Consider the following 21,124-nt stretch of genomic DNA (forward strand, 5'->3'; position numbering starts at 1 on the left):
AAAAGTGCTAATTTAGAAAAAGACATAAGTACATAATTATTGGATTAAAAATGGGCAAAACACTTGTCATTGCCGAAAAACCGTCAGTTGCAGGAGACATCGCACGGGCTATCGGCGGCTTAAAGAAAGTCGGAGACCACTACGAGGGGGATTCTTATATTGTTGCTTCCGCAGTAGGTCACCTGCTTGAGCTCAAGGAACCGGCAGAATACGAAGTAAAAAGAGGCAAATGGAGCTTCGCTAATCTCCCTGTCATCCCCTCTCACTTTGATCTCGCCCCGATTAAAAAGTCTGAAACTAAGCTAAACGGACTCAAAAAACTCCTTAAGAGTAAAGAGGTCGATAAAGTCATAAACGCTTGTGATGCGGGACGCGAGGGTGAGCTGATCTTCCGCTACATCATGGAAGCGACAAAAAATAAGAAACCGATCTACCGTCTGTGGCTGCAGTCCATGACAAAGGGCGCAATCCTCGATGCCTTCAAACATCTGCGCACGGACGCACAGATGCAGCCTTTGGCAGACGCTGCCAAGAGCCGCTCGGAGGCCGACTGGCTGGTAGGCATCAACGGTACCCGCGCTATGACGGCTTTTAATAGTAAGGACGGAGGCTTTTTCCTGACGACCGTCGGCAGAGTTCAGACACCGACGCTAGCCCTCGTGGTTAACCGCGAAGAAAAGATCAGAAGTTTTGCTCCCCGTAATTACTGGGAAGTGCACGCCGACTTCAAAGTTGATGCCGGCGTATACGAAGGCAAATATTTTGATCCCGACTTTAAAAAGAGCTCGGATCCGGACTTAAAAGCGGAAAGACTTTGGGCTGCGGAGGATGCGCAGAAAATTGCCGATGCGGTCAGAGGCAAAAAGGGCACAGCCACCGAGACGTCCAAACCTTCAACTTCTTCCTGCCCTGCCTTGTATGATTTGACGACACTTCAGCGCGAAGCCAACTCACGCTTCGGCTTCTCTGCCAAGACAACGCTGTCGATTGCCCAGGCACTCTACGAAAAGCACAAACTGCTGACTTATCCTCGTACGGATGCCCGCGCACTGCCGGAAGATTACCTTCCGACGGTTAAAGAGATTTTGAGCGTCGTCGCTCAGACATCCTCCCTCGGCAAGTTCGCACAAAAGGCCCTGAAGGATAACTACGTCGTGTTCACTAAAAAGATCTTCAATAATGCCAAGATCAGTGATCACTTCGCCATTATTCCGACCGGCCAGGAACCCAAAAGCGTTTTGTCGGAGGTAGAACAGAAAATTTACGACTTGGTGACGAAACGCTTTATCGCTGTTTTTTATCCGCCGGCTCAGTTCCTCAATACGACGCGCACAACAGTGGTCGAGGACTATCACTTCGTGAGCGAAGGAAAAGTGATGCAGCATCCCGGCTGGCTGGAAGTTTACGGCCGCACAAGCGAGGATTCCGGCAGTGAATTAGTTCCTGTTGCCAAGGGTGAAACCCCGCTCACCGTCAAATCGGATGCTCTGGGACTCGCAACTAAACCGCCTGCCCGTTACACGGAAGCTTCATTGCTGAGCGCAATGGAAAACGCCGGAAAGACCGTGGAAGAAGCAGAACTGCGTGATGCAATGTCCGAGAAAGGCATCGGAACCCCGGCTACACGCGCGGCCATTATCGAAGGACTTATCGCTCAGAGCTACTTGATTCGTGAAGGACGCGAGCTGATCCCGACGGCTAAAGCTTCCCAGCTTCTTACGCTCCTCAAAGGGTTGAACATCGAGACGCTTTCCGAGGCTGAACTCACCGGTGAGTGGGAATACAAATTGTCCCAGATCGAAAAAGGACAGCTTTCCCGCAAGGACTTTATGAAAGAAATCGGCGAGCTCACCTGCAGTATTGTGGATCGGGCAAAAAGCTACGGTGCCGACACGGTTCCTCTGAGCAATCCGGCCACCCTGAAGGCGCCCTGTCCGAAGTGCGGCGGGAAGATTGTCGAAAACTACCGACGCTTTGCGTGCACCTCATGCGACTACAGCATTCCCAAACATCCGGGCGGCAGAACTTTTGCACCGGAAGAAGTGGATGAGCTGCTTACAAAAGGGCAGATCGGCCCGCTGGAAGGCTTTATCAGCAAAATGGGACGTCCGTTCTCAGCCGTACTGAAGCTCGGACCGGCGCCCGACTACAAGATCGACTTCGATTTCGGGGAAAAACCGGAACGCGAGACCGTCGACGTGGAAGAACTTCGCAAAACCGAACCCGTAGGAAAATGCCCTGTTTGCGGCAAGAACGTCTACGAAACGGAAAATGCCTATGTTTGCGAAGACCATATCGACCCGAACGCTAAGAAAAAGTGCACTTTCCGCAGCTCGAAGGTCATTCTGCAGCAGCCGATCAGCCGCGAAGAGATGAGCAAGCTTCTTTCCACCGGATCGACGGATCTTCTTCACGACTTTGTCTCCAACCGAACCAAGCGAAAATTCTCAGCTTATTTGGTCACGGACAGCAAAGGCAAGATCGGATTTAAATTTGAGGAAAAGACCGGCGATAAGAAGGCGGCTGCCGGCGCTAGAAAATCCGCTTCCAAGACTGTCAGGAAAGCCGAAGCCTAAGACTGTTTGAAGAAGTTTTGTTAAGTGAAATTGGGAGGATCAGCCTCCCGATTTCATTTTATTTATCCTGTTCGTCCTCAGACGCTGGGGCCTCTTTTCCCGGTTCCGTAGACTGTTCCGAGGGCTCGGGTTTCTTATCCTCGTCCTTCGAGCCGATCTTGGTCACCAAGATCTGGTCAATCCTGTGACGCTCTACGTCGATGACCTCAAAGCGATATCCGCCGTATTCGATGTGGTCCGTTAACTTCGGAATCTTACGAAGCATATACATCATGAAGCCGGCCAAGGTTTCATAGGTTTCGTCTTCCGGCAGTTGACCGAAATCGAAAACTCGCTCAACATCGTCGATCGGCGTTGCGCCGTCGATCAGCCAAGAGCCGTCAGAACGCTGAACAATCTGGGCCTCGTCCGGCGTCAGAACGAATTCGCCCATGACGGTGCTCATAATGTCGTTCAAGGTAATCACACCGACGGTCAAAGCGTATTCATTCAGCACCACCGCAAAGTCGGAGCGCTGGGTTTTAAAGAGATCGAGGACTTCGGATAATGTCAGCGAATCAGGGACGGCGGGAAGAGAGGAAATGCAGTTTTGATCTTTGAGAGAAAAAGTCTTCCCTTCAATCACTCTGCGAAGGATATCTTTGGAATCCACATAGCCTATGACGTGGTCAATATCCCGGTCGCATACGGGGAATTTATTGTGGGGGCTGGAAGCAATCTTCTTTGCGATACTTTCATAGCTCTCATCGAGCGTGAAGTACACAACATATTCACGTGCAGTCATCGCGCTCGGCACCAAGCGGCTTTCCAAGTCCATCACGTTTTCAATCGCAGCCTGTTCGCTCGGCGCGATCAGGCCGGCAGCCGCTCCCGCGTCTACCGTCGCGACGATATCTTCACTGGTAATTTTGTTTTTGTTTTGAGTCGGAAGACCAAAGAGCTTCATGAGCGCATTGGAAATAACCGTCAGAAGCCAAACGAACGGTTTCAAAACTTTGATGAGCACCTGCATTGAACCGATCAGGCGTACGGAAATTTTCTCCGGATTCGTCAGACCTATGCGTTTCGGCAAGAGATCGGCAAAGATAATGAACAACATCGTGATCAGGAGGAATGAGCACAAAAACGACGTTGTCTCTAGATACTGTGCGGGAACAAACCATTTGAACAGACCGGCAAACACATCTGTGAAAGCGGCTTCACCGACGATACCGCCTAGAATGGCGACCGCATTAATGCCGATTTGAATAACAGAGAAAAACGGTCCCGGTTTTTCCTGCAGATTGATGACTTCCTGAGCGCGCTTATCACCGTTCTCGGCCATTTGAGTCAGTCTGACTCGGCGAGAACCGGCTAGAGAGATTTCCGATATGGCGAAGTAGGCGGCCGCCACGATCAGAGCGAAGATAGATAGAAGTTTTAAAGATAAATCCATGTTTGTTCTTTCCTTTCCCGTATAAGCCTACCAAAAGGAACGTCCAAACATAAGAAGATTCAGCGATTTCTCTTACAAGTAAGGATTGATGTTCCCAAGCTGGTAATGTCTGATTTGATCCTTGAGCGCATCGGCTTCGGCCATGTAATGGATCAATAGCGCCAATGCGTCACTCTGGAGATCAAAGGTTCTGCGCAGTCTGGCTGCCTTACGAATCACCAAAAAACTGCGGGAGACATATCGGCCGTGGTCTAAAAATTCATCTAACGCGCCCAGATCTTTAATCTCATTAAAAATCTCGGCGGGCAGCCCGCTTACTTCCTGCAGTTCTTCGGGACTGAACGTGGTCTGCACTTCTGTAACAATCATCTGACTCATCGTTTATCTCCTACAGGTTTTCTCTCGGGTTGAATTTCGAGGCTTCGGCTATCTTCTGATAGAGCTCTTTCACCTCGTCAGAAGGAGCAGGCGGAACAACGATCGAGATCAGCAAATACATGTCGCCTGCCGGTCCTTTCTTGTTCGGGAAGCCCTTGCCGCCGATACGAATCTTCTGTCCTGCCTTGGCGCCAGCCGGAATCTTGACGGAAATCTTTCCGCCGGAGAGCGTCGGCACAACGACCTCAGCGCCTAAAACAGCCTCAAAGTCGGCCAGAGGAACCGTCTGATAGACGTCTCTTCCTTCAACCTTAAAGCGGCCCTCTTCAATGATGTTGATGGTGATGTACAGGTTCCCGTTCGAACCGCCGTTGTAGCCCGGACCGCCCTTGCCTGTCACTCTCATCTTCTGTCCGTCGATCGTGCCAGCCGGAACCTTAATTTCTAAGGTCTTAGTGACATGGCGTACCCGACCGTCAGTCGTTTCTTCAGGCTCGCGCAGAGAAATGCTTACGGTCGTTCCGTTAAAGGCCTGCTCAGGAGTAATTTGAACTTCTGCGTTCAGATCCTCACCAGCCTGCGGACGTGCGGCACGGGCTCCGCCTCCCATATGAGAGAACAAATCAGCAAAATCGAATCCGCCGCCGCCAAAATCAAAGCCTTCAAAGCCGTGGGAAGCACCGCCTCCGAAACCGCCCCATCCGGGTGGCGGTTCAAAGCTGCTGCCTTCTCTGCGCTGGCCGAGTTGGTCATAAGCGGCCTTCTTTTCCGGATCGGACAGGGTTTGGTAGGCCTCGTTCACATCCTTGAACTTGGCTTCAGCATCCTTTTCTTTGGAGACATCCGGGTGATATTTATGTGCCAGTTTCCGGAAAGCCTTTTTAATATCGGCTTCCGAAGCCGAGCGATCCACGCCTAAAATTTTGTAGTAATCCTTGTATTCCATAACAAGTCCCTTGTGTGATCGTCTCAGTGTGTACCTTTTAACGCGAATTAATCTCCCGACCGTCTAAAAATGGGTATCTATTCGATAATTCCGCTGAGATGAAATGCGGTACCCACAAGTTTTCCCTCAAAGACGGTTGAAGCGGGTTTCAATGTGTTAAAAATTAATCATCTTTCCAACCGGAGAATCTCAAATGAATCAAACCATTCTGGCCGGCGCCTTATCGGCCGTATCCCTCTCTCTTGCCGCCCCTGCTTTCGCAGGTCCGGTCTTAGACAAAGTTAAGGCAAACGATGTTGTCGTATGCGGCGTCAACACCGCTGCACCCGGCTTCTCTAATGCGGACAGCAAAGGCAATTGGACGGGCTTGGACGTCGATTACTGCCGTGCATTGGCCGCAGCAGTTCTGGGCGACGCCAATAAAGTTAAATTCGTTCCTCTGAACTCCCCGCAGCGTTTCTCCGCTCTTCAGGCCGGTGAAGTCGATGTGCTTGCCAGAAATACAACCTGGAATCTGACCCGTGATGCTTCTTTGGGCGCTGTCTTTGTGGGAACCAACTATTACGATGGTCAAGGCTTCTTAGTTCCTAAAAAATTAAACGTAAAATCCGCTAAGCAGCTCAACGGCGCCACTATCTGTGTCCAATCCGGAACCAGCAGCGAGCCCAGCGTCGCCGACTACTTCAAGTCTCACGGCATGAAGTACAAAGCCGTTCTTTTCGACACCACGGAAGCCACTCAGGGCGCTTTCCTCTCCGGCAGATGTCAGGTCTACACAACCGATATGAGTGACCTGGCCGGTGCAAGAACAAAAGCAGCTAATCCGGATGATTACGTCATCCTGCCTGAAGTCATTTCTAAAGAACCGCTCGGACCTTCAGTCCGCCGCGGCGATAACGAATGGTTCCAGATCGCCCGCTGGGTGCTGAATGCATTCATCGAAGCAGAAGAAAAAGGCATCACTCAGGCTAATGCAGATGAGCTCCGCAAGACTTCGACCGATCCGAACGTGAAACGCCTCCTCGGCTCTGGCGAAGATATGGGCAAACTCCTCGGCCTGGATAAAGATTGGTCTTACCGCATCGTTAAACAGGTCGGTAACTACGGTGAAAGTTTTGAAAGAAACTTAGGGCCTAAGACTCCGCTGGCACTTCCCCGCGGAATCAATAACCAGTGGACCAACGGCGGCATCCTCTACGCGCCTCCCGTCCGTTAATCGATTCCGTTTTTGATTTATATTTGATTGCGGCACTGAATCTCGAGATTCCTGCCGCAATTCCGCAGTATTAAAAACCAGTTAGTACAGATAATGAATCACCCGCACGGTGACGCCGCTTGGCACAGAAGAGAAGCGAGCAGAAAGCGCAAGGCATTTATTTGGCAGTCGGCCATTCTTGTTGTCCTCACCATCATTTTCGGCAGCTTCATCTTTAATATTTCTGCCAATCTCGCGGCTAGAAATATCCATTCCGGTTTCGCCTTTCTTCATGAACAGGCAGGTTTTGAAATAGGTGAGTCTCTCATCTCCTTTAGTTCTACGGAAGCTTATTTCAAAGCCTTTCTTGTCGGGCTGCTCAATACCATTAAGGTTTCCGTCGTATCCATCATTACGGCGACAGTGCTCGGCGTCATCATCGGCTTAATGAGGCTGTCCAAACATCCTCTTTTGAAGTTTCTGGGCGCGGCCCACGTCGAGTTTTATCGCAACATTCCATTGATTGTTCAGCTGCTGCTCATCTACTTAATCATTACCGAGCTTCTCCCCGACTCCATGGAGGCGGTGAATTTCGGATCATGGGGTCTGCTTTCCAAGGCAGGGCTCCAATTTGCCGTACCGGCTTCGAACAGCACGGCTTGCACCTGGTCCTTTGTCGCGGCTGGCTTAGCTTTCTTCTTAACCCGACCGCTTTTCCTCAAGATTTACACAGGTTTAATTTCGACGGTTTTCTCGCTTTCGACAGCGCTTGTTGTCGGAGGTGCTGCCTGGCTGTGCTTCGGGATCTTCGGCGGATGGTCCAAACCGGAACTGCAGGGATTCGCAATCGAAGGAGGCGCCTCCCTCTCGCCGGAATTTTTAGCGCTTTGGATCGGACTGACATTCTTTACCTCTTCGTCTATCGCCGAAATTATCCGAGCAGGTGTATTAGCCGTGCCGAGAGGACAGTGGCATGCCGCTGAGGCGCTCGGAATGACGCGCTTGGAAGCTATCAGCTACGTCATTTTTCCGCAGGCTCTGAAGCTTGCCATCCCTCCCTTGGCAAGCCAATACATGAACCTCACGAAAAACTCTTCTTTAGCTGTCGTCGTAGGCTATCCGGATTTGGTTTCCATCGGCAACTCGACCATCAACCTCAACGGCCAGGCGCTGGAAGTCATCGTCATCATCATGTCTGTTTATCTGTTCTTAAACTTGGTGATCTCTGTCGTGATGAACAGCATCAACAGAATTGTTATTAGGGGAAGCCGATGAAACAGCCTCAAAATGCTTTCCCCGCCAACCTCTGGAGATCGTTTTTCTACTCTCCGGTTGCGTCCGTTGTGACGATCGGTTTGTTCCTCCTTATCGGAGCGGCAGGCTGGTATGCCTGGAAATGGGGTGTTGCGGACGCCATTTTCAGAGCTGACTTTAAAGCATGCATGAACAATCATGACGGGGCCTGCTGGGGCTTCGTCGCGGAGAAATGGCGCTTAATCTTATTCGGCCGCTTCCCTTACGACGAACAATGGAGAGCCGCAGCAGCAACCGGCGGTGTTATCTTGATGCTCGTCATCTCGGCTTTCCCTCAGCTTTGGAACCGCACCGGCTGCAAAATCCTGACGGCCGGCTGGATTCTTGCCCTCGGCGCCTTTTTCGTGCTGATGCTGGGCGGCTGTTTCGGCCTTTCAAAAATTGATCCGGACTACTGGGGCGGTCTGCCGCTGACAATTATTCTGACGCTTTTCGGTATGACGGCGTCCACTCCGCTGGGTATCCTTCTCGCTCTCGGACGGCGCTCCAAAATGTCCGCTATCCGGATGCTTTGCATCGGTTACATTGAACTCGTGCGCGGTGTCCCCTTAATTACCGTTTTATTTGTTGCCTCCTTCATCTTCCCGCTGATTCTCCCGCCCGGTTTTAGGATCGATGCGTTTTGGAGAATTGTGATCGGTATCGTCCTTTTCCAAACGGCTTACATGGCAGAGACCATTCGAGGCGGTCTCCAGACGATTCCTAAAGGACAATATGAGGCAGCCGCGTCACTGGGTCTTTCAAAATATCAAATCTACACTTCGGTGATCCTCCCGCAGGCATTGGTCACCGTCATCCCGGCGTTTGTGAATAATCTGCTCTCGACGTTTATGGATACATCCTTAGTGACCATCGTCTCCATGTACGACTTGACCGGCAGTCTGCGTCTTGCTTTGGGCGATCCCAATTGGCGCAATTTCTTCTTAGAAGGCTATCTGTTTATTGCCATCATTTACTTCGTATTCAGCCTGATCATGTCTCGGTACAGCATCTGGCTGGAAAAACGTATTCAGCGCAGCAAAGAACAAGCCGCGCTCTCAGCAAAAAAGGAACATTAACGCCATGGCTTTAAAAGAGGTTTTTCAACACAGCATCGCTTTGAGCGATATCGATCCCGAACTGACAGGCGTAACCCGTAAACAGGTTTGGGATGCCCTCAAGACGGCCTATCTGAACCGACACGAATACCTGGACTTCTTCCTCGACAGCAAGCCGTTAAAGAGTGAAACAGTCGGAGAAAAGGAGAAGATCGACCTGGAAATCAAACTTTCCGGTCAAAACGGCGGTCAAACCATCGTTGAACACCATGAACTAGATCCGGAAAAATCCATCACAACGACGATTGACGCGACAGCCGCCGGTGCGGAATCACAGTTAAGGATCGTTTTGGAAGAAGCTTCCGAAGGCTACGCACTGAGCTTTACGTATTCGCAGAATTTGGACGAAACTCAGCCCGAACCGTCACCGGAAGAAAAAGAATACCGTCAGTTCTTATACCGAGCTTGGGCTTGGAAGGACGGAGAGGTGTGCAAGGCCATCGCGGCCCAGCTGGACAAAGATACGAGCGTTGCCTCCGTCCAATAAAAGTTTTAAAAATACCGAAGGGGCCGCAATGCGGCCCCTTCTTCATTCAATTCCGAATAATTTCAGAATTAGATCTTGCCGACCAAATCAATGGAGGGCTTCAGAGTCTTCTGACCGGGTTTCCATTTAGCCGGGCAAACCATTCCGGGATTTGCTTCGACGAACTGGGCAGCCTGAACCTTACGGAGAAGTTCTTTGGCGTCGCGGCCGATGCCTTCGTCATGAATTTCGCAGATAACGATACGGCCCTCGGGGTTGATCACGAATGTACCGCGCTGAGCAAGACCGGCGCTTTCGATCATAACGCCGAAGTTGCGGGTCATCTGGCCTGTCGGATCGCCGAGCATCGGGAATTCGACTTTCTTGATGGCCTCGGAAGAATCGTGCCAGGCCTTGTGTGTGAAGTGTGTATCGGTGGAAACGGAATAAATTTCACAGCCAATCTTCTTGAACTCTGCATAGTTATCAGCCAGATCCTCAAGCTCGGTCGGGCAGACGAACGTGAAGTCAGCCGGGTAGAAGAAAACCACGGACCACTTGCCTTTCAGGTCTGCGTCTGTGATTTTTTTGAATTCGAAGCCTTGGAAGGCCTCGACGCTGAAAGACTGAAGCTGGGTGCCTACTAAAGACATGAGTATTACTCCTTTAAAAAAGTTTGTTACTGCAAGATAGAGTAATTGAGAGGGTTTCGCAACCTTAAAAATTCATTTTGGGTTCGCTTAGCTCCTCCCCTCCCTGTTTTCGTTAATTTCTCTATATTTTTCAAATAATTAACATTTAGAAATAGATAGAAGATTTTGTAACTCGATATTTCTTGTTAAATCACCCACTTACAGCTATTATCAAAAGCTCGTTTCTTTATTTTTAGGAGCTTACATGTCCGGTCCATTGCCAAAAGAAGCCCCGGTTCTGCCACCTCTTCCCGAAAGTGTTAATGAAACTTTCAAAATCCTGGAAAACAATCCCGTCGTTAAAGATGCCCTGAAACAAATTAAAGAAGAAGAGCAGCTCACCATGGCCGACCAGATCGCCCTGACAGAGATCGAAGCTCCTCCTTTCCATGAAGAAGTCAGAGCCGCTTACTTCGCAGAGAGACTCCGTGAACTGGGTCTGACCAATGTCCGCATTGATAAGGAAGGCAACGTTATCGGCATTCGTCCGGGCAAAGGAAACGGCCCGCGTTTAGTTTTAGGCGCCCATCTCGATACCGTCTTCCCTGCCGGAACAAACGTAAAAGTCCGACAGGAAGGTACGAAGTACTACGCGCCCGGAATCTCGGATGACGCCCGCGGCTTAGCTGTTGTGTTGGAAGTACTGCGTACCCTTCAGAATTCCAATATCCGAACCGAAGGAGATTTGCTCTTCATCGGAAGCGTGGGAGAAGAAGGCAACGGTGACCTGCGCGGCGGAAAATATTTGTTCTCTTCTAAAGAGGAACATATCGACGGTTTTATTTCCGTGGACTCTGCCTGTGTGGCACAGCTTCTTCACGGTTCTACCGGCTCCCGCCGTTTCCGCGTCACCTATGAAGGACCCGGAGGACACAGCTGGGCTACATTCGGCATTCCCAGTGCCACGCACGCATTAGGCCGCGCCATTGCAAAAATTGCCGACCTCAATGTGCCTGAAACACCGAAAACAACTTTTACTGTCGGTACCGTTGTCGGCGGCTCTACCGTTAACTCCATCGCGGCAAAAGCCACGATGGAAATTGACACGCGCTCCATCAACAATGATGAGCTGAACAAAATTGTTGATCAGGTTCTTCCTCTTTTGACGGAAGCTTGCGAAGAAGAAAACAAACACTGGAACGCAGCTGAGGAAAATAAGATTAAGGTCATTATCGATCCGATCGGACATCGTCCTGCCGGAGATCAGCCTGACTCCAGTCCGGTTCTTTTGGCTGCACGCGGCGCAATGAAAGCTGTCGGCATTGAGCTGCGCTCCTATGACTGCGCTAGCACCGATCAAAATGTTCCGCTTAGCTTAGGCATTCCCGCAACCACGATCGGCGGAGGCGGATCCGAAGGACACAACCACAGCCTGACGGAATGGTATGACTCGACTGACTCTTACCTCGGTCCGCAGTTGGCGCTCATGACGGTTCTTTCGCTCGTCGGTTTGGAAGGCGAGACTAAACCTCTGCTTCCGAAGCGCAGCGCTTCCTAAGCTCTTTTCCCTTGACCGTTCGGAACCCGCCGCTCAGCAGAGGCGGGTTCTTTGCTTTTTGGGAACAAAGCTGCGGCGGAAAAGCTAGCCTTCATTTGTTTAGGCTACACTTCCCGAATCGATAACTTCTTTATGGAAAATGGTGTTTGGCGTGTCCGGCAAATTGAAATTTATTCTCGTTTCGGCGTTGTTTGTCGCGCTTGGCGTTCCCCTGGCCGGGAGCCGAACGATTGCCGCAGAACATTCCGCAGCAACACCTCCGGTTTCCGCTTCTGCAAAAAATACGACAGAAGAAGCTGCCGTCAAAGAGAGCGAGGGTGCTGCCTCTGATCCGTCGATCCCCGAGGTCAAGCTGACGAGCCGAATCCTTTTTCAGCTGATCGCCAGCGAAATTGCGCTTCAGAGAGGTCAGGCCGGTGCGGCTTACCAAACCTACCTTACGTTAGCTGAAGAAACCGGTGATCCGAGAATAGCCGAGCGCGCAGCTCAAATCGCACTTGCCTCAAACGCTCCGAAAGAATTTCAGAAAGCAGTTTCCGAGTGGATCAAGCTCTCGCCAGACAACCCAAAAGCTCAGGAAGCTTTTATCGCGAGCGGCATTGTTTCCAACCAACTGGATAAGGTCTCCGGTACGGCAGCGAGTTTTTTGGCTAAGTCCAAAGACAAAGGCGCTGAAATTATTAAACTCCAGACCCAGCTGGCCTTAATGAAAGACAAGGCTAAGGCTCTGTCTTTCTTCCGAACGGTTACCGCTAAGTATTCCAAGCTTTATCAAACTCAGCTCGGATTAGCCCGACTGGAGGCCTTAAACGGGAATGTCTCAGCCGCAGAAAAATATTCCAAGAACGCCTTCAGGACCGTTGAAAACGAAGAGACGGTCTTAACCTACGGAAGCGCACTGCTTCGGACAAATCCAAAAGAAGCTGAGCAGATCCTGGCCCGCTACCTCAAGAAAAACCCAAAGGCCGTCCGCATCCGTGATGCCTATTCTCAGCTGCTCTTCCAGACCAAAAATTTCGATGCTCTGAATGTCTTAGAAAAAGAATATAGAGATGACGACCGTTATCTGATCGCGCTTGCCATCAGCTATGTTCAAATTTCTGAAGTCAAGAAAGCAAAAACGATTCTCGAATCTGTCGTGGAGCGCCTGAAAAATAATCCCGACGATGAAAATCTCTCTCGCGCGTATCTTTTGCTGAGTGATATCGCTGCAGATGAAAAAGAGCTCCCGAAAGCTCTGGATTACGCATCTAAAGTCAAAGGGAAATTAACGGCCGCCGCTGCGCTCCAAACAGCAAATATTTACTCCCGCGAGTCCAAGTGGGATGATGCCCTGAAGGCGCTTGACACGATAAAAGAAGATCAGGAACCGGCTATCGTGGAAGAAGCCGCATTGTTTAAAGCGCGAATCCTTCTGGAAACCAAAGGAGAAAAAACTGCCTTCGATGCACTGAATGCTTCCCTGATCTCCATGCCTTACTCCAAGGCGCTTCATTACGAAGCGGCCATGCTTGCTGAGCGCTTGGATGATATTAAGACGGCAGAGTTCCATTTAAAGAAGGCGATAGAAATCGATCCGGGCTTCGCCAATGCATATAACTCGCTTGGGTACACGCTCTTAGAGCAGACCAAACGCATCAAAGAAGCCGAGCGATATATCAATCAGGCTTATCAGCTCGATCCGAGGAATCCCTACATTTTGGATTCCAAAGGCTGGCTGGCCTTTAAGCAGAAAAAATATATCAAAGCGATTGAATATCTGAACGATGCGCTGAAGCTTCAGAAAGAACTTGATATCTACCTGCACCTTGCTGAGGTTTATTGGACACAAGGCAATAAACGCAAGGCCGCCGATGTTCTGAAAGAAGCCGAGAAGCTTTGGCCCGATGCTGCAGAGCTGAGCGCATTGAAAAAACGCTTAAAGATGCCAAATGCGCAAAATTAATTTCTTAGCGCTTCTCTGCTTACTTTTGCTGTGTTCCTGCACGACCCTCGTTCCGCAAAACGCGGAGGTATGGACAGGACGGTTCTCTGTTGCCTCTAAATCCGGAACCTCAGTCGACAGGCACAGCGGGTCTTTTCGGCTGATCGTTCTGCCAGAGAAAAAAGTCCTGAACATTAACGGACCTTTCGGAGCCAAAATTGCCTCCATAGAAGAAACTCCGAACGAATGCGTATTGATTAATTCTGACAATGAAACTTATAAGGCCCCGAATTCTGCTGTCTTGGTGAACCAGATCATCGGAATCCCTTTAAGTCTCGATCGTTTCCTGGCATGGGTTAAAAACGAAAAGAACACCGGCGACCTGAATTCTCATGACTGGAAGGTTAGATCCGAAGACAAGGAGGGAGTCCTTCGCATCCGAGCCGAAGGCTACGTGCCCTCGACGGATTCTCAAGTAACGCTGACAATTCTGCCGAGGAAACAACCGTGAAATGCTGCCTGAATCTGCCGGCCCCGGCTAAACTTAATTTGTTTCTGCATGTCATCGGCAGAAAACCAGATGGTATGCACCTGCTGGAGTCTGTCTTCAGCATGATCGACTTGTGCGATTACCTTGATTTCGAAGTTCTCGATGAGCCTAAAATCATTCGCGAAGGCGACATTAGCTGGGCTTTGGGAAAAGATCTCTGCTGCAGAGCGGCAAAGCTTATGCAGCAATTCGCTCCGCACCGTGGGGTCCGGATCACGGTCCGAAAGAACATTCCTGACGGAGCCGGTATGGGCGGAGGTTCCTCCGACGCAGCCACCTGTCTGATTGCACTGAACAGACTGTGGGATATCAATAAAAAGCGTAACGAACTTTTAAATCTGGCGGTAACGCTTGGGGCCGACGTTCCCTTTTTTATCTTCGGTCAAACTGCCTTTGCCCAAGGTGTCGGAGAGGTGCTGACTCCCGTCGTTACTGACGATTTCGAGGGGGCGGTAGTTTTCCCCGGCGCGAGTGTGCCCACGGCGGATGTATTCAAAAGCCCCAATTTGACAAGGGACACGGATTCCATCAGAATTACGAATTCCTCTAGCGCGGCTTTGCTTCGCCTGCCGATAGATTTCGGGCATAACGATCTCGAACCTGTGGCGGCAGATATCTGCCCTTCAGTGAAAGAGGCGATCGACTGTTTGAAACAGTTAGGAAAAGCCCGAATGACCGGCTCAGGTTCAGCAGTGTTTTACGCGGTAAAATCGGGCGCTGAAGTGCGTTTGATTTCTAATCTACCCATAGGTTGGAGACAATGGGCATTCAGGAGTCTTAAGTTTCACCCGCTTTATGATTGGGCGTGATTTAAGTCTGCTGTACGTAGGGGAGTAGCCAAGTGGTTAAGGCACCGGGTTTTGATCCCGGCACGCGAAGGTTCGACTCCTTCCTCCCCTGCCAATTTTCGGACGAGCTTCTCGTCTTTTATTTTTGCGTTTTTTCACTCAGTTGATCGAGCACAATCATGGTCCAAATGGTTCCAGACAGCCTGATGGTCTTTTCAGGCAACGCTAACCCGAAATTAGCACAAGCTGTAGTTCAACACCTTAATATTCCTCTTGGCCGTGCAACGGTCAGCCGCTTCTCTGACGGAGAAGTTCAAGTCGAATTAAATGAAAATGTTCGCGGCCGCGATGTTTTCATCATCCAACCAACCTGCCAGCCGACAAATGACAATTTGATGGAATTGGTCATTATGGTTGACGCGCTTCGGAGAGCCTCTGCTGCTCGTATTACTGCAGTTATTCCCTACTATGGCTATGCACGTCAGGACAGACGTCCTCGCTCTACTCGTGTAGCCATCAGTGCGAAGGTTGTTGCCAATATGCTTCAGGCTGCCGGTATCGACCGCGTTCTGACAATGGACCTTCATGCTGACCAGATCCAAGGTTTCTTTGATGTTCCTGTCGACAATATTTATGCCAGCCCAATCCTTTTAGGTGATTTGTGGAAGCATAACTATTCCGATCTGGTTGTTGTATCTCCTGACGTCGGCGGCGTTGTTCGCGCCCGTGCCGTCGCTAAGCGCATGGAATGCGATCTCGCCATTATCGACAAACGCCGCCCCAGAGCTAACGTTTCCGAAGTTATGAATATCATCGGAGAAATCGAAGGACGCACCTGCGTAATCGTCGATGACATCGTTGATACAGCAGGAACACTTTGCCATGCTGCAGATGCCCTTAAGGCCCGCGGCGCCAAGAGAGTGCTTGCCTACGCAACGCACCCTGTTTTCTCCGGCAACGCCGTAGAAAAAATTACAAATTCTGCTCTCGATGAAGTGGTTGTTACTGATACAATTCCGCTTCGTCAAGATGCACTTGACTGCCCGAAGATCAGACAGTTGTCCTGCTCTTCTCTTCTGGGCGAAACAATTTCTCGCATTGCTTGCGAGTCCTCGGTAAGCAGCTTGTTTGCCGAATAGGTACCCCACTGTCGGCTGGTCGCGGCTGACAGTTCTATTTTTGGAGTTTATTTAAATGAAATTCACTGCTGTCACACGTAAAGCGCAAGGTACGGGTGCGAGCCGCCGCCTTCGCCGTGCGGAAAAGCTTCCTGGCATCGTCTACGGTGGTAAGGTTGCTGCTACCCCTATCGAACTTGATCACAACGAAATTTTCCACGCTCTCCGCAAGGAAAAATTCCATGCTTCCATTCTTGAAATGGTTCTTGATGGCAAGTCCGAACGTGTCCTGCTTCGTTCTTTCCAAATGCATCCGTACAAACCACAGGTTCTGCACATCGATTTCCAGCGTATTTCCGCCGATGAACAGATCCGCATGAATGTGCCTCTGCATTTCGTCGGTGAAGAAAAATCTCCGGCTATTACAATTGATAAGACTAACGTTAACCACGCTCTCACAGAGCTTCTGGTTTCCTGCTTGCCTGATCAGTTGCCTGAATTCATCACAGTCGATCTTTCCGGCCTTACTGTTGATAAACCTGTTCACGTTTCCGACCTCGTTCTTCCGGAAGGTGTCACACCTGTCCTGAAGCCTGAGGAAGATCCGACAGTTGCTTCCGCTGTTGTCGTTGCTGAAGAAAGCATCGCTGACGAAGCTCCTGCCGTTCCGGCTGACGCCGTTCCTGCTACAGCAGAAAAATCCGCTGAGGAAGGCGCAGAAAAGGCTTAATTTAATAAGCTTTAGGTTGCTCAAAATGTACGCCGCAGAGATCTGCGGCGTATTTTTTTATCCATAATGTGCAATCACTTAATAATGCGCAAGTTCGGAGTAAATAATTGTCCGCCAATCCTTTTTTAGAGTTAGGGCTCTCAGAAAAGCTTGTTAATTCCCTTTCTTCTTTAGGTTTTGAAGAACCGACACCCATTCAGACGAAAGCCATCCCGGTCCTTTTAGAAGGAAGAGATGTTCTGGGTCAGGCTGCCACAGGTACAGGAAAAACGGCTGCCTTTTCTCTTCCGCTGATTCAACGCTACTGTTTGGATACCGAACCCGGAAAACCTCAGGTGCTGATTCTCACACCTACCCGAGAACTTTGTATTCAAGTTTCAGAAGCTATCAATAGCTTTGCCAGAAGCTCAGGCGTTTACGTTTTGCCGGTGTACGGCGGACAAGATTACTCTCGCCAAATCAAAGCTCTTTCCAGAGGTGTTCAGATCGTTGTAGCAACACCTGGCAGAGCTCTTGACCATATCCGGCGAGGAACACTTAACCTGACTGAAATTAAAGCGGTCGTGCTGGACGAAGCCGACGAAATGCTGGATATGGGATTTGCGGAAGATCTGGAAGCGATCTTTGCAGCTCTTCCGGAAAAACGTCAGACCGCACTTTTCTCAGCCACCTTGCCGCCGAAAATCGCAAAGATTGCCGAAAACCATTTGCATGATGCCTTCCATATCCTCATTCCGAAAGAAAAAGTTCCGGAAGGAGAACAGCCGAAGGTTAAACAGTCTGCCTACATCGTCGGACGAAATCACAAAACCGCTGCATTGGGCAGAATTTTGGATATTGAAAGTCCTCGACTTGCCATTGTTTTCGCACGTACACGAAACGAAGTCGATGAGCTTGCTGAATCCCTCCGCGGCAGAGGCTACAGCGTTGAGCCTCTCCATGGCGGCTTAGACCAGGCACAGCGCGACCGCGTGATGAAACGCGCAAGAGCAGAACAGGTTGACGTTATCGTCGCAACCGACGTCGCTGCACGAGGAATTGACATTGATCACCTGACTCATGTTATTAATTTCGGCATTCCGTCTTCTGCTGAAACTTACGTCCACCGTATCGGTAGAACCGGACGCGCAGGAAGAGAAGGCACTGCGATTACGATTTTGGAACCTCGCGAAAGCCGTTTGCTCAAGAACATTGAACGCTTAACAAAGAGAAAAATTACTTTACTGTCCGTTCCGACTGCTACCGACGTACACGCAAAGAGACTGGATCTTACAAGAAGTTCCATCCACGAAATTCTGGTTAATGAGTCCGACTTAGGCAAGTATCGCTCTGTCGTTGAAAACCTCGCAGACGAATTTGATATCCTCGACGTGGCCGCTGCAGCCGTGAAATTTGCGAATGAAGCAAATTGGAAGGATGTATCCGAAATCGAACTTCCTGATGATCTTTCTTGGAAGAAAGCGCCTCGAGAAGACCGACGCGACAGAGGTGAAAGAGGCGAACGTACGCGCAAAGAGAGAGGTCCACGCGAGCTCTCTCAAGGTATGGTGCGTCTTTTCATCGGAGCCGGTCGTGATGCCGGAGTCCGTCCTCAGGACCTTGTCGGCGCGATCGCTAATGAAGCCGGAATACCTTCTAAGTTGATCGGTTCAATTGATATTGCAGACAGATTCTCGCTTGTTGAAGTTGATGAGAATGTCGCTCAGGATGTTATTTACGCTCTGAGGGATGCCTTCATCAAAGGACGCCAGTGCGTAGTAAGATACGACCGGGAAGGCTCTCCGAAATCCTATCCGAGTAAAAAGGAAGGAAAAGATTCTGAGAAACCTTCACGCAAAGGCAAAGGGAACAAGAAAGCATACAAATGAGCAATACAAGTATCCGTCTGATTGTCGGGCTGGGGAATATCGGAGACGCCTATAAAGGCACAAGACATAATGCAGGATTTCATTTTGTTGATGAAGTTGCTAATGAGTACGGGGCACGATTTCAGGCGGATCGGAAATTTTTTGGTGATGTTGCAAAGGCTAGGATCGGAGGGGTGGAAGTCATCCTTCTAAAACCCTCCACCCTGATGAATTTATCAGGGAAAGCAGTTGCGGCTGTCAGCGCTTTTTACAAAATAACTCCTTCGGAAATCCTTGTCGCGCATGACGAGCTTGATCTCCTCCCGGGAACGGCCAGATTAAAAATCGGCGGAGGCTCTGCAGGACACAACGGTCTCAAAAGTATTGTTTCCTGCCTCGGCAGCTCCGACTTTGTTCGTCTAAGAATCGGTATCGGCCACCCGCGGGACAGGCAGCTTCAAATTCCTGTTGCTGACTATGTTTTATCTCGTCCCCCGAAAGAAGATCAGGAACTTATCTCTTCAGCAATCAAAAAGGCCTTGAGCTGCATAGATGAAATTGTTGAGGGAGATTTTTCCCGTGCTATGTCAATTCTTAATGAAAAAAACGATCCTCGTAAGTAGCTGCCTTTTGGGCTGCAAGGTACGTTACGACAAAACTTCAAAACCTTTGCCAAAAGAGCAGCTTATAGCCCTTGAAGAAAAATTTAATCTCGTCGGAGTCTGCCCGGAAGTTTTGGGCGGTCTCCCTTGTCCCCGCCAACCGGCTGAAATTTCAAGAGATCGCGAAGTCTTAACGCAAAGCGGACAGGTTCTTTCAACTTTTTTCTTAAAAGGAGCCCACGAGGCTCTGAATATCTGCAAGAATTACGGCATCCAACTTGCTGTTTTAAAGTCTAAAAGTCCGTCTTGCGGATTTGGAAAAATCTACGACGGAACGTTTTCCGGTTGCTTAATTAACGGAAACGGAATCACTTCCGATTTACTGCTTAAAAACGGCGTTAAAGTCATTAATGAGTCAGAACTTGATGCGTGGCTCAAAACTGTAAAGGAATAAAGATGGGTTTGAAATGCGGAATCGTAGGCTTACCTAACGTTGGTAAGTCCACATTATTCAACGCGTTAACAAAAGCTGGAATTGCGGCAGAGAATTATCCTTTCTGCACGATTGAGCCTAATGTCGGTATTGTTGAAGTACCTGACCCTCGTTTAGCAAAGTTAGCTGAAATTGTTTCTCCGCAAAGAATTGTCCCGGCAACGGTCGAATTCGTAGACATTGCAGGTTTAGTTGCAGGTGCAAGCAAAGGCGAAGGCCTCGGAAACCAGTTCCTGGCCAATATTCGTGAATGCGATGCTATTGCTCACATCGTTCGCTGTTTCAATGACGATAATATCGTCCACGTCGCAGGCCACGTCGCCCCTCTCGAAGACATCTCTGTAATCAACATGGAGCTTGCCTTAGCTGACCTTGCTTCTGTGGATAAGCAGCTGAATAAATACACTAAGCAGGCTCGTTCCGGCGGTGACAAAGAGGCTCTGAAACTCGTCACTGTTTTAGAAAAGATTCGTCCTGCCCTCAATGAAGGAAAACCGGCAAGAAGCGTGGACCTCTCTAAAGACGAGAAAGCTGTCATCAAGCAGCTGTGTCTCTTGACGATGAAACCGGTCATGTATGTTGCCAATGTAGAAGAGGACGGCTTTGAGAATAATGCCCTTCTTGAAGAAGTTAAAGCAGTCGGTGTAGAGGAAAAAGCTCCTGTGGTTGCTGTATGCGCCAAGATTGAGGCAGAAATTTCCGATCTTCCGGATGAAGAAAAACAAATTTTCCTTGAAGATATCGGTATGCACGAGCCTGGTCTGAATCGTGTCATACGAGCCGCTTATCAGCTTCTCGGACTGGAGACATACTTCACTGCCGGCGTTAAAGAAGTAAGAGCTTGGACGATCCATAAAGGCGATTTAGCACCGCAGGCTGCAGGCGTCATTCACACGGACTTCGAAAGAGGTTTCATCCGCGCTCAAACCATCAGTTACGATGATTTCGTACAGTACAAAGGTGAGGCAGGCGCCAAAGAAGCCGGAAAACTCCGCGTAGAAGGTAAGGATTACGTTGTTCAGGATGGCGACATCATGAACTTCTTATTCAACGTTTAATATGGCCCTCACGAGCACTAAACAAAGACAGGAAATCGGCAATCGCCTCAAAGAGGAACGAGAGCGGCTGGGCTACAGCGAGATTCAAATTGCCCAGCTCCTCGGAATTCCTATTGACGCTTATATTCGATTTGAGGAAGGGTTAGCTGATCCCGGAATTTACCGTATGCCTCGTTTGTCTTCCATTGGCTTTGATGTTCTTTACATCATCACGGAGGAGAGGCATATTCCCGGATTAGAAGAAGATCTGCTTCTTCAGAAATTCCGCTCTCTTTCTCTAAAAGGAAAGGTTTCCGTATTCAATACCATCGACGCTCTTGAAAGATTGGCGCCAAACCTAAAGAGAAAGATTCGCAGTGTGAAGCGCTCAAAAACTGATTAACTCAAAGGGGCTGTTGCAAAAGTCTGTCGAAAGCA

General features: G+C 49.7%; 20 protein-coding genes and 1 tRNA gene. 17 read left to right on the forward strand and 4 right to left on the reverse strand.

What is annotated here, in order from left to right:
- Nucleotides 1-50: 50 nt before the first annotated feature.
- The gene (locus tag HMPREF9439_RS01725) at nucleotides 51-2,576 is read left to right on the forward strand and encodes a DNA topoisomerase III (protein ID WP_008810305.1); all 2,526 of its coding nucleotides are present in this window, start codon (nucleotides 51-53) and stop codon (nucleotides 2,574-2,576) included.
- 58 nt (nucleotides 2,577-2,634) lie between these two features.
- Here HMPREF9439_RS01725 and paeA read toward each other — a convergent pair whose 3' ends face one another.
- From paeA to HMPREF9439_RS01740, 3 genes are all read right to left on the reverse strand, one after another.
- Nucleotides 2,635-4,011 (reverse strand): polyamine export protein PaeA, encoded by a 1,377-nt coding sequence (gene paeA, locus HMPREF9439_RS01730; RefSeq protein WP_008810306.1) that lies wholly within the window; start codon nucleotides 4,009-4,011, stop codon nucleotides 2,635-2,637.
- Nucleotides 4,012-4,083: 72 nt separating this feature from the next.
- On the reverse strand, nucleotides 4,084-4,389 hold the full coding sequence (locus tag HMPREF9439_RS01735) for a hypothetical protein (protein ID WP_008810307.1): 306 nt from the start codon (nucleotides 4,387-4,389) through the stop codon (nucleotides 4,084-4,086).
- Nucleotides 4,390-4,399: 10 nt separating this feature from the next.
- Nucleotides 4,400-5,335 (reverse strand): DnaJ C-terminal domain-containing protein, encoded by a 936-nt coding sequence (locus tag HMPREF9439_RS01740; protein ID WP_008863457.1) that lies wholly within the window; start codon nucleotides 5,333-5,335, stop codon nucleotides 4,400-4,402.
- Between the two features lie 193 nt (nucleotides 5,336-5,528).
- On the opposite strand from HMPREF9439_RS01740, the gene HMPREF9439_RS01745 reads away from it, so the two are divergent.
- The 4 genes from HMPREF9439_RS01745 to HMPREF9439_RS01760 all read left to right on the forward strand — a co-directional run bounded on the left by HMPREF9439_RS01745 (nucleotide 5,529) and on the right by HMPREF9439_RS01760 (nucleotide 9,428).
- On the forward strand, nucleotides 5,529-6,551 hold the full coding sequence (locus HMPREF9439_RS01745) for an amino acid ABC transporter substrate-binding protein (RefSeq protein ID WP_008863458.1): 1,023 nt from the start codon (nucleotides 5,529-5,531) through the stop codon (nucleotides 6,549-6,551).
- Nucleotides 6,552-6,644: 93 nt separating this feature from the next.
- Nucleotides 6,645-7,805 (forward strand): amino acid ABC transporter permease, encoded by a 1,161-nt coding sequence (locus HMPREF9439_RS01750; RefSeq protein WP_008810310.1) that lies wholly within the window; start codon nucleotides 6,645-6,647, stop codon nucleotides 7,803-7,805.
- Nucleotides 7,802-8,902: an amino acid ABC transporter permease gene (locus tag HMPREF9439_RS01755; protein WP_008810311.1), complete on the forward strand. Its 1,101-nt coding sequence runs from the start codon at nucleotides 7,802-7,804 to the stop codon at nucleotides 8,900-8,902. The genes HMPREF9439_RS01750 and HMPREF9439_RS01755 overlap by 4 nt, the downstream gene beginning before the upstream one ends.
- 4 nt (nucleotides 8,903-8,906) lie before the next feature.
- Nucleotides 8,907-9,428, forward strand: a complete 522-nt coding sequence (locus HMPREF9439_RS01760; protein WP_008810312.1) for a DUF1857 family protein — start codon at nucleotides 8,907-8,909, stop codon at nucleotides 9,426-9,428.
- Nucleotides 9,429-9,496: 68 nt separating this feature from the next.
- On the opposite strand, the gene ahpC is transcribed toward HMPREF9439_RS01760, so the two are convergent.
- Entirely contained in the window at nucleotides 9,497-10,060 is a 564-nt protein-coding gene (gene ahpC, locus HMPREF9439_RS01765; protein WP_008810313.1) for an alkyl hydroperoxide reductase subunit C, read from the reverse strand.
- A 244-nt stretch (nucleotides 10,061-10,304) separates the two neighbouring features.
- On the opposite strand from ahpC, the gene HMPREF9439_RS01770 reads away from it, so the two are divergent.
- The 12 genes from HMPREF9439_RS01770 to HMPREF9439_RS01825 all read left to right on the forward strand — a co-directional run bounded on the left by HMPREF9439_RS01770 (nucleotide 10,305) and on the right by HMPREF9439_RS01825 (nucleotide 21,089).
- A complete protein-coding gene (locus HMPREF9439_RS01770; RefSeq protein WP_008863459.1) occupies nucleotides 10,305-11,597 on the forward strand; it encodes a M20/M25/M40 family metallo-hydrolase in 1,293 nt (430 codons plus the stop codon).
- A gap of 151 nt (nucleotides 11,598-11,748) precedes the next feature.
- Nucleotides 11,749-13,542, forward strand: coding sequence for a tetratricopeptide repeat protein (locus HMPREF9439_RS01775; protein WP_008810315.1), 1,794 nt, complete (start codon nucleotides 11,749-11,751; stop codon nucleotides 13,540-13,542).
- A complete protein-coding gene (locus HMPREF9439_RS01780; RefSeq protein ID WP_008810316.1) occupies nucleotides 13,529-14,032 on the forward strand; it encodes a lipoprotein insertase outer membrane protein LolB in 504 nt (167 codons plus the stop codon). The genes HMPREF9439_RS01775 and HMPREF9439_RS01780 overlap by 14 nt, the downstream gene beginning before the upstream one ends.
- Nucleotides 14,029-14,880 carry a 4-(cytidine 5'-diphospho)-2-C-methyl-D-erythritol kinase gene (ispE, locus tag HMPREF9439_RS01785; RefSeq protein ID WP_008863461.1) on the forward strand — a complete coding sequence of 284 codons (852 nt, stop codon included), beginning with the start codon at nucleotides 14,029-14,031 and terminating at the stop codon, nucleotides 14,878-14,880. Before HMPREF9439_RS01780 ends, ispE begins: the two co-directional genes overlap by 4 nt.
- A gap of 18 nt (nucleotides 14,881-14,898) precedes the next feature.
- Nucleotides 14,899-14,974, forward strand: a tRNA-Gln gene (locus tag HMPREF9439_RS01790).
- 73 nt (nucleotides 14,975-15,047) lie between these two features.
- Nucleotides 15,048-15,998, forward strand: coding sequence for a ribose-phosphate pyrophosphokinase (locus HMPREF9439_RS01795; RefSeq protein ID WP_008810318.1), 951 nt, complete (start codon nucleotides 15,048-15,050; stop codon nucleotides 15,996-15,998).
- 55 nt (nucleotides 15,999-16,053) lie between these two features.
- Nucleotides 16,054-16,707 carry a 50S ribosomal protein L25/general stress protein Ctc gene (locus HMPREF9439_RS01800; RefSeq protein ID WP_008810319.1) on the forward strand — a complete coding sequence of 218 codons (654 nt, stop codon included), beginning with the start codon at nucleotides 16,054-16,056 and terminating at the stop codon, nucleotides 16,705-16,707.
- Between the two features lie 107 nt (nucleotides 16,708-16,814).
- On the forward strand, nucleotides 16,815-18,575 hold the full coding sequence (locus HMPREF9439_RS01805; RefSeq protein WP_008863463.1) for a DEAD/DEAH box helicase: 1,761 nt from the start codon (nucleotides 16,815-16,817) through the stop codon (nucleotides 18,573-18,575).
- Entirely contained in the window at nucleotides 18,572-19,177 is a 606-nt protein-coding gene (gene pth, locus HMPREF9439_RS01810) for an aminoacyl-tRNA hydrolase (RefSeq protein WP_008810321.1), read from the forward strand. The genes HMPREF9439_RS01805 and pth overlap by 4 nt, the downstream gene beginning before the upstream one ends.
- Nucleotides 19,152-19,610 (forward strand): 2-thiouracil desulfurase family protein, encoded by a 459-nt coding sequence (locus tag HMPREF9439_RS01815; protein WP_008863464.1) that lies wholly within the window; start codon nucleotides 19,152-19,154, stop codon nucleotides 19,608-19,610. Before pth ends, HMPREF9439_RS01815 begins: the two co-directional genes overlap by 26 nt.
- A 2-nt stretch (nucleotides 19,611-19,612) precedes the next feature.
- Nucleotides 19,613-20,707 carry a redox-regulated ATPase YchF gene (gene ychF / locus HMPREF9439_RS01820; protein ID WP_008863465.1) on the forward strand — a complete coding sequence of 365 codons (1,095 nt, stop codon included), beginning with the start codon at nucleotides 19,613-19,615 and terminating at the stop codon, nucleotides 20,705-20,707.
- Nucleotide 20,708: 1 nt separating this feature from the next.
- A complete protein-coding gene (locus HMPREF9439_RS01825) occupies nucleotides 20,709-21,089 on the forward strand; it encodes a helix-turn-helix domain-containing protein (protein WP_008810324.1) in 381 nt (126 codons plus the stop codon).
- Nucleotides 21,090-21,124 lie beyond the last annotated feature (35 nt).

The sequence above is a fragment of the Parasutterella excrementihominis YIT 11859 genome, assembly GCF_000205025.1.
Taxonomy (GTDB): Bacteria; Pseudomonadota; Gammaproteobacteria; order Burkholderiales; family Burkholderiaceae_F; genus Parasutterella; species Parasutterella excrementihominis.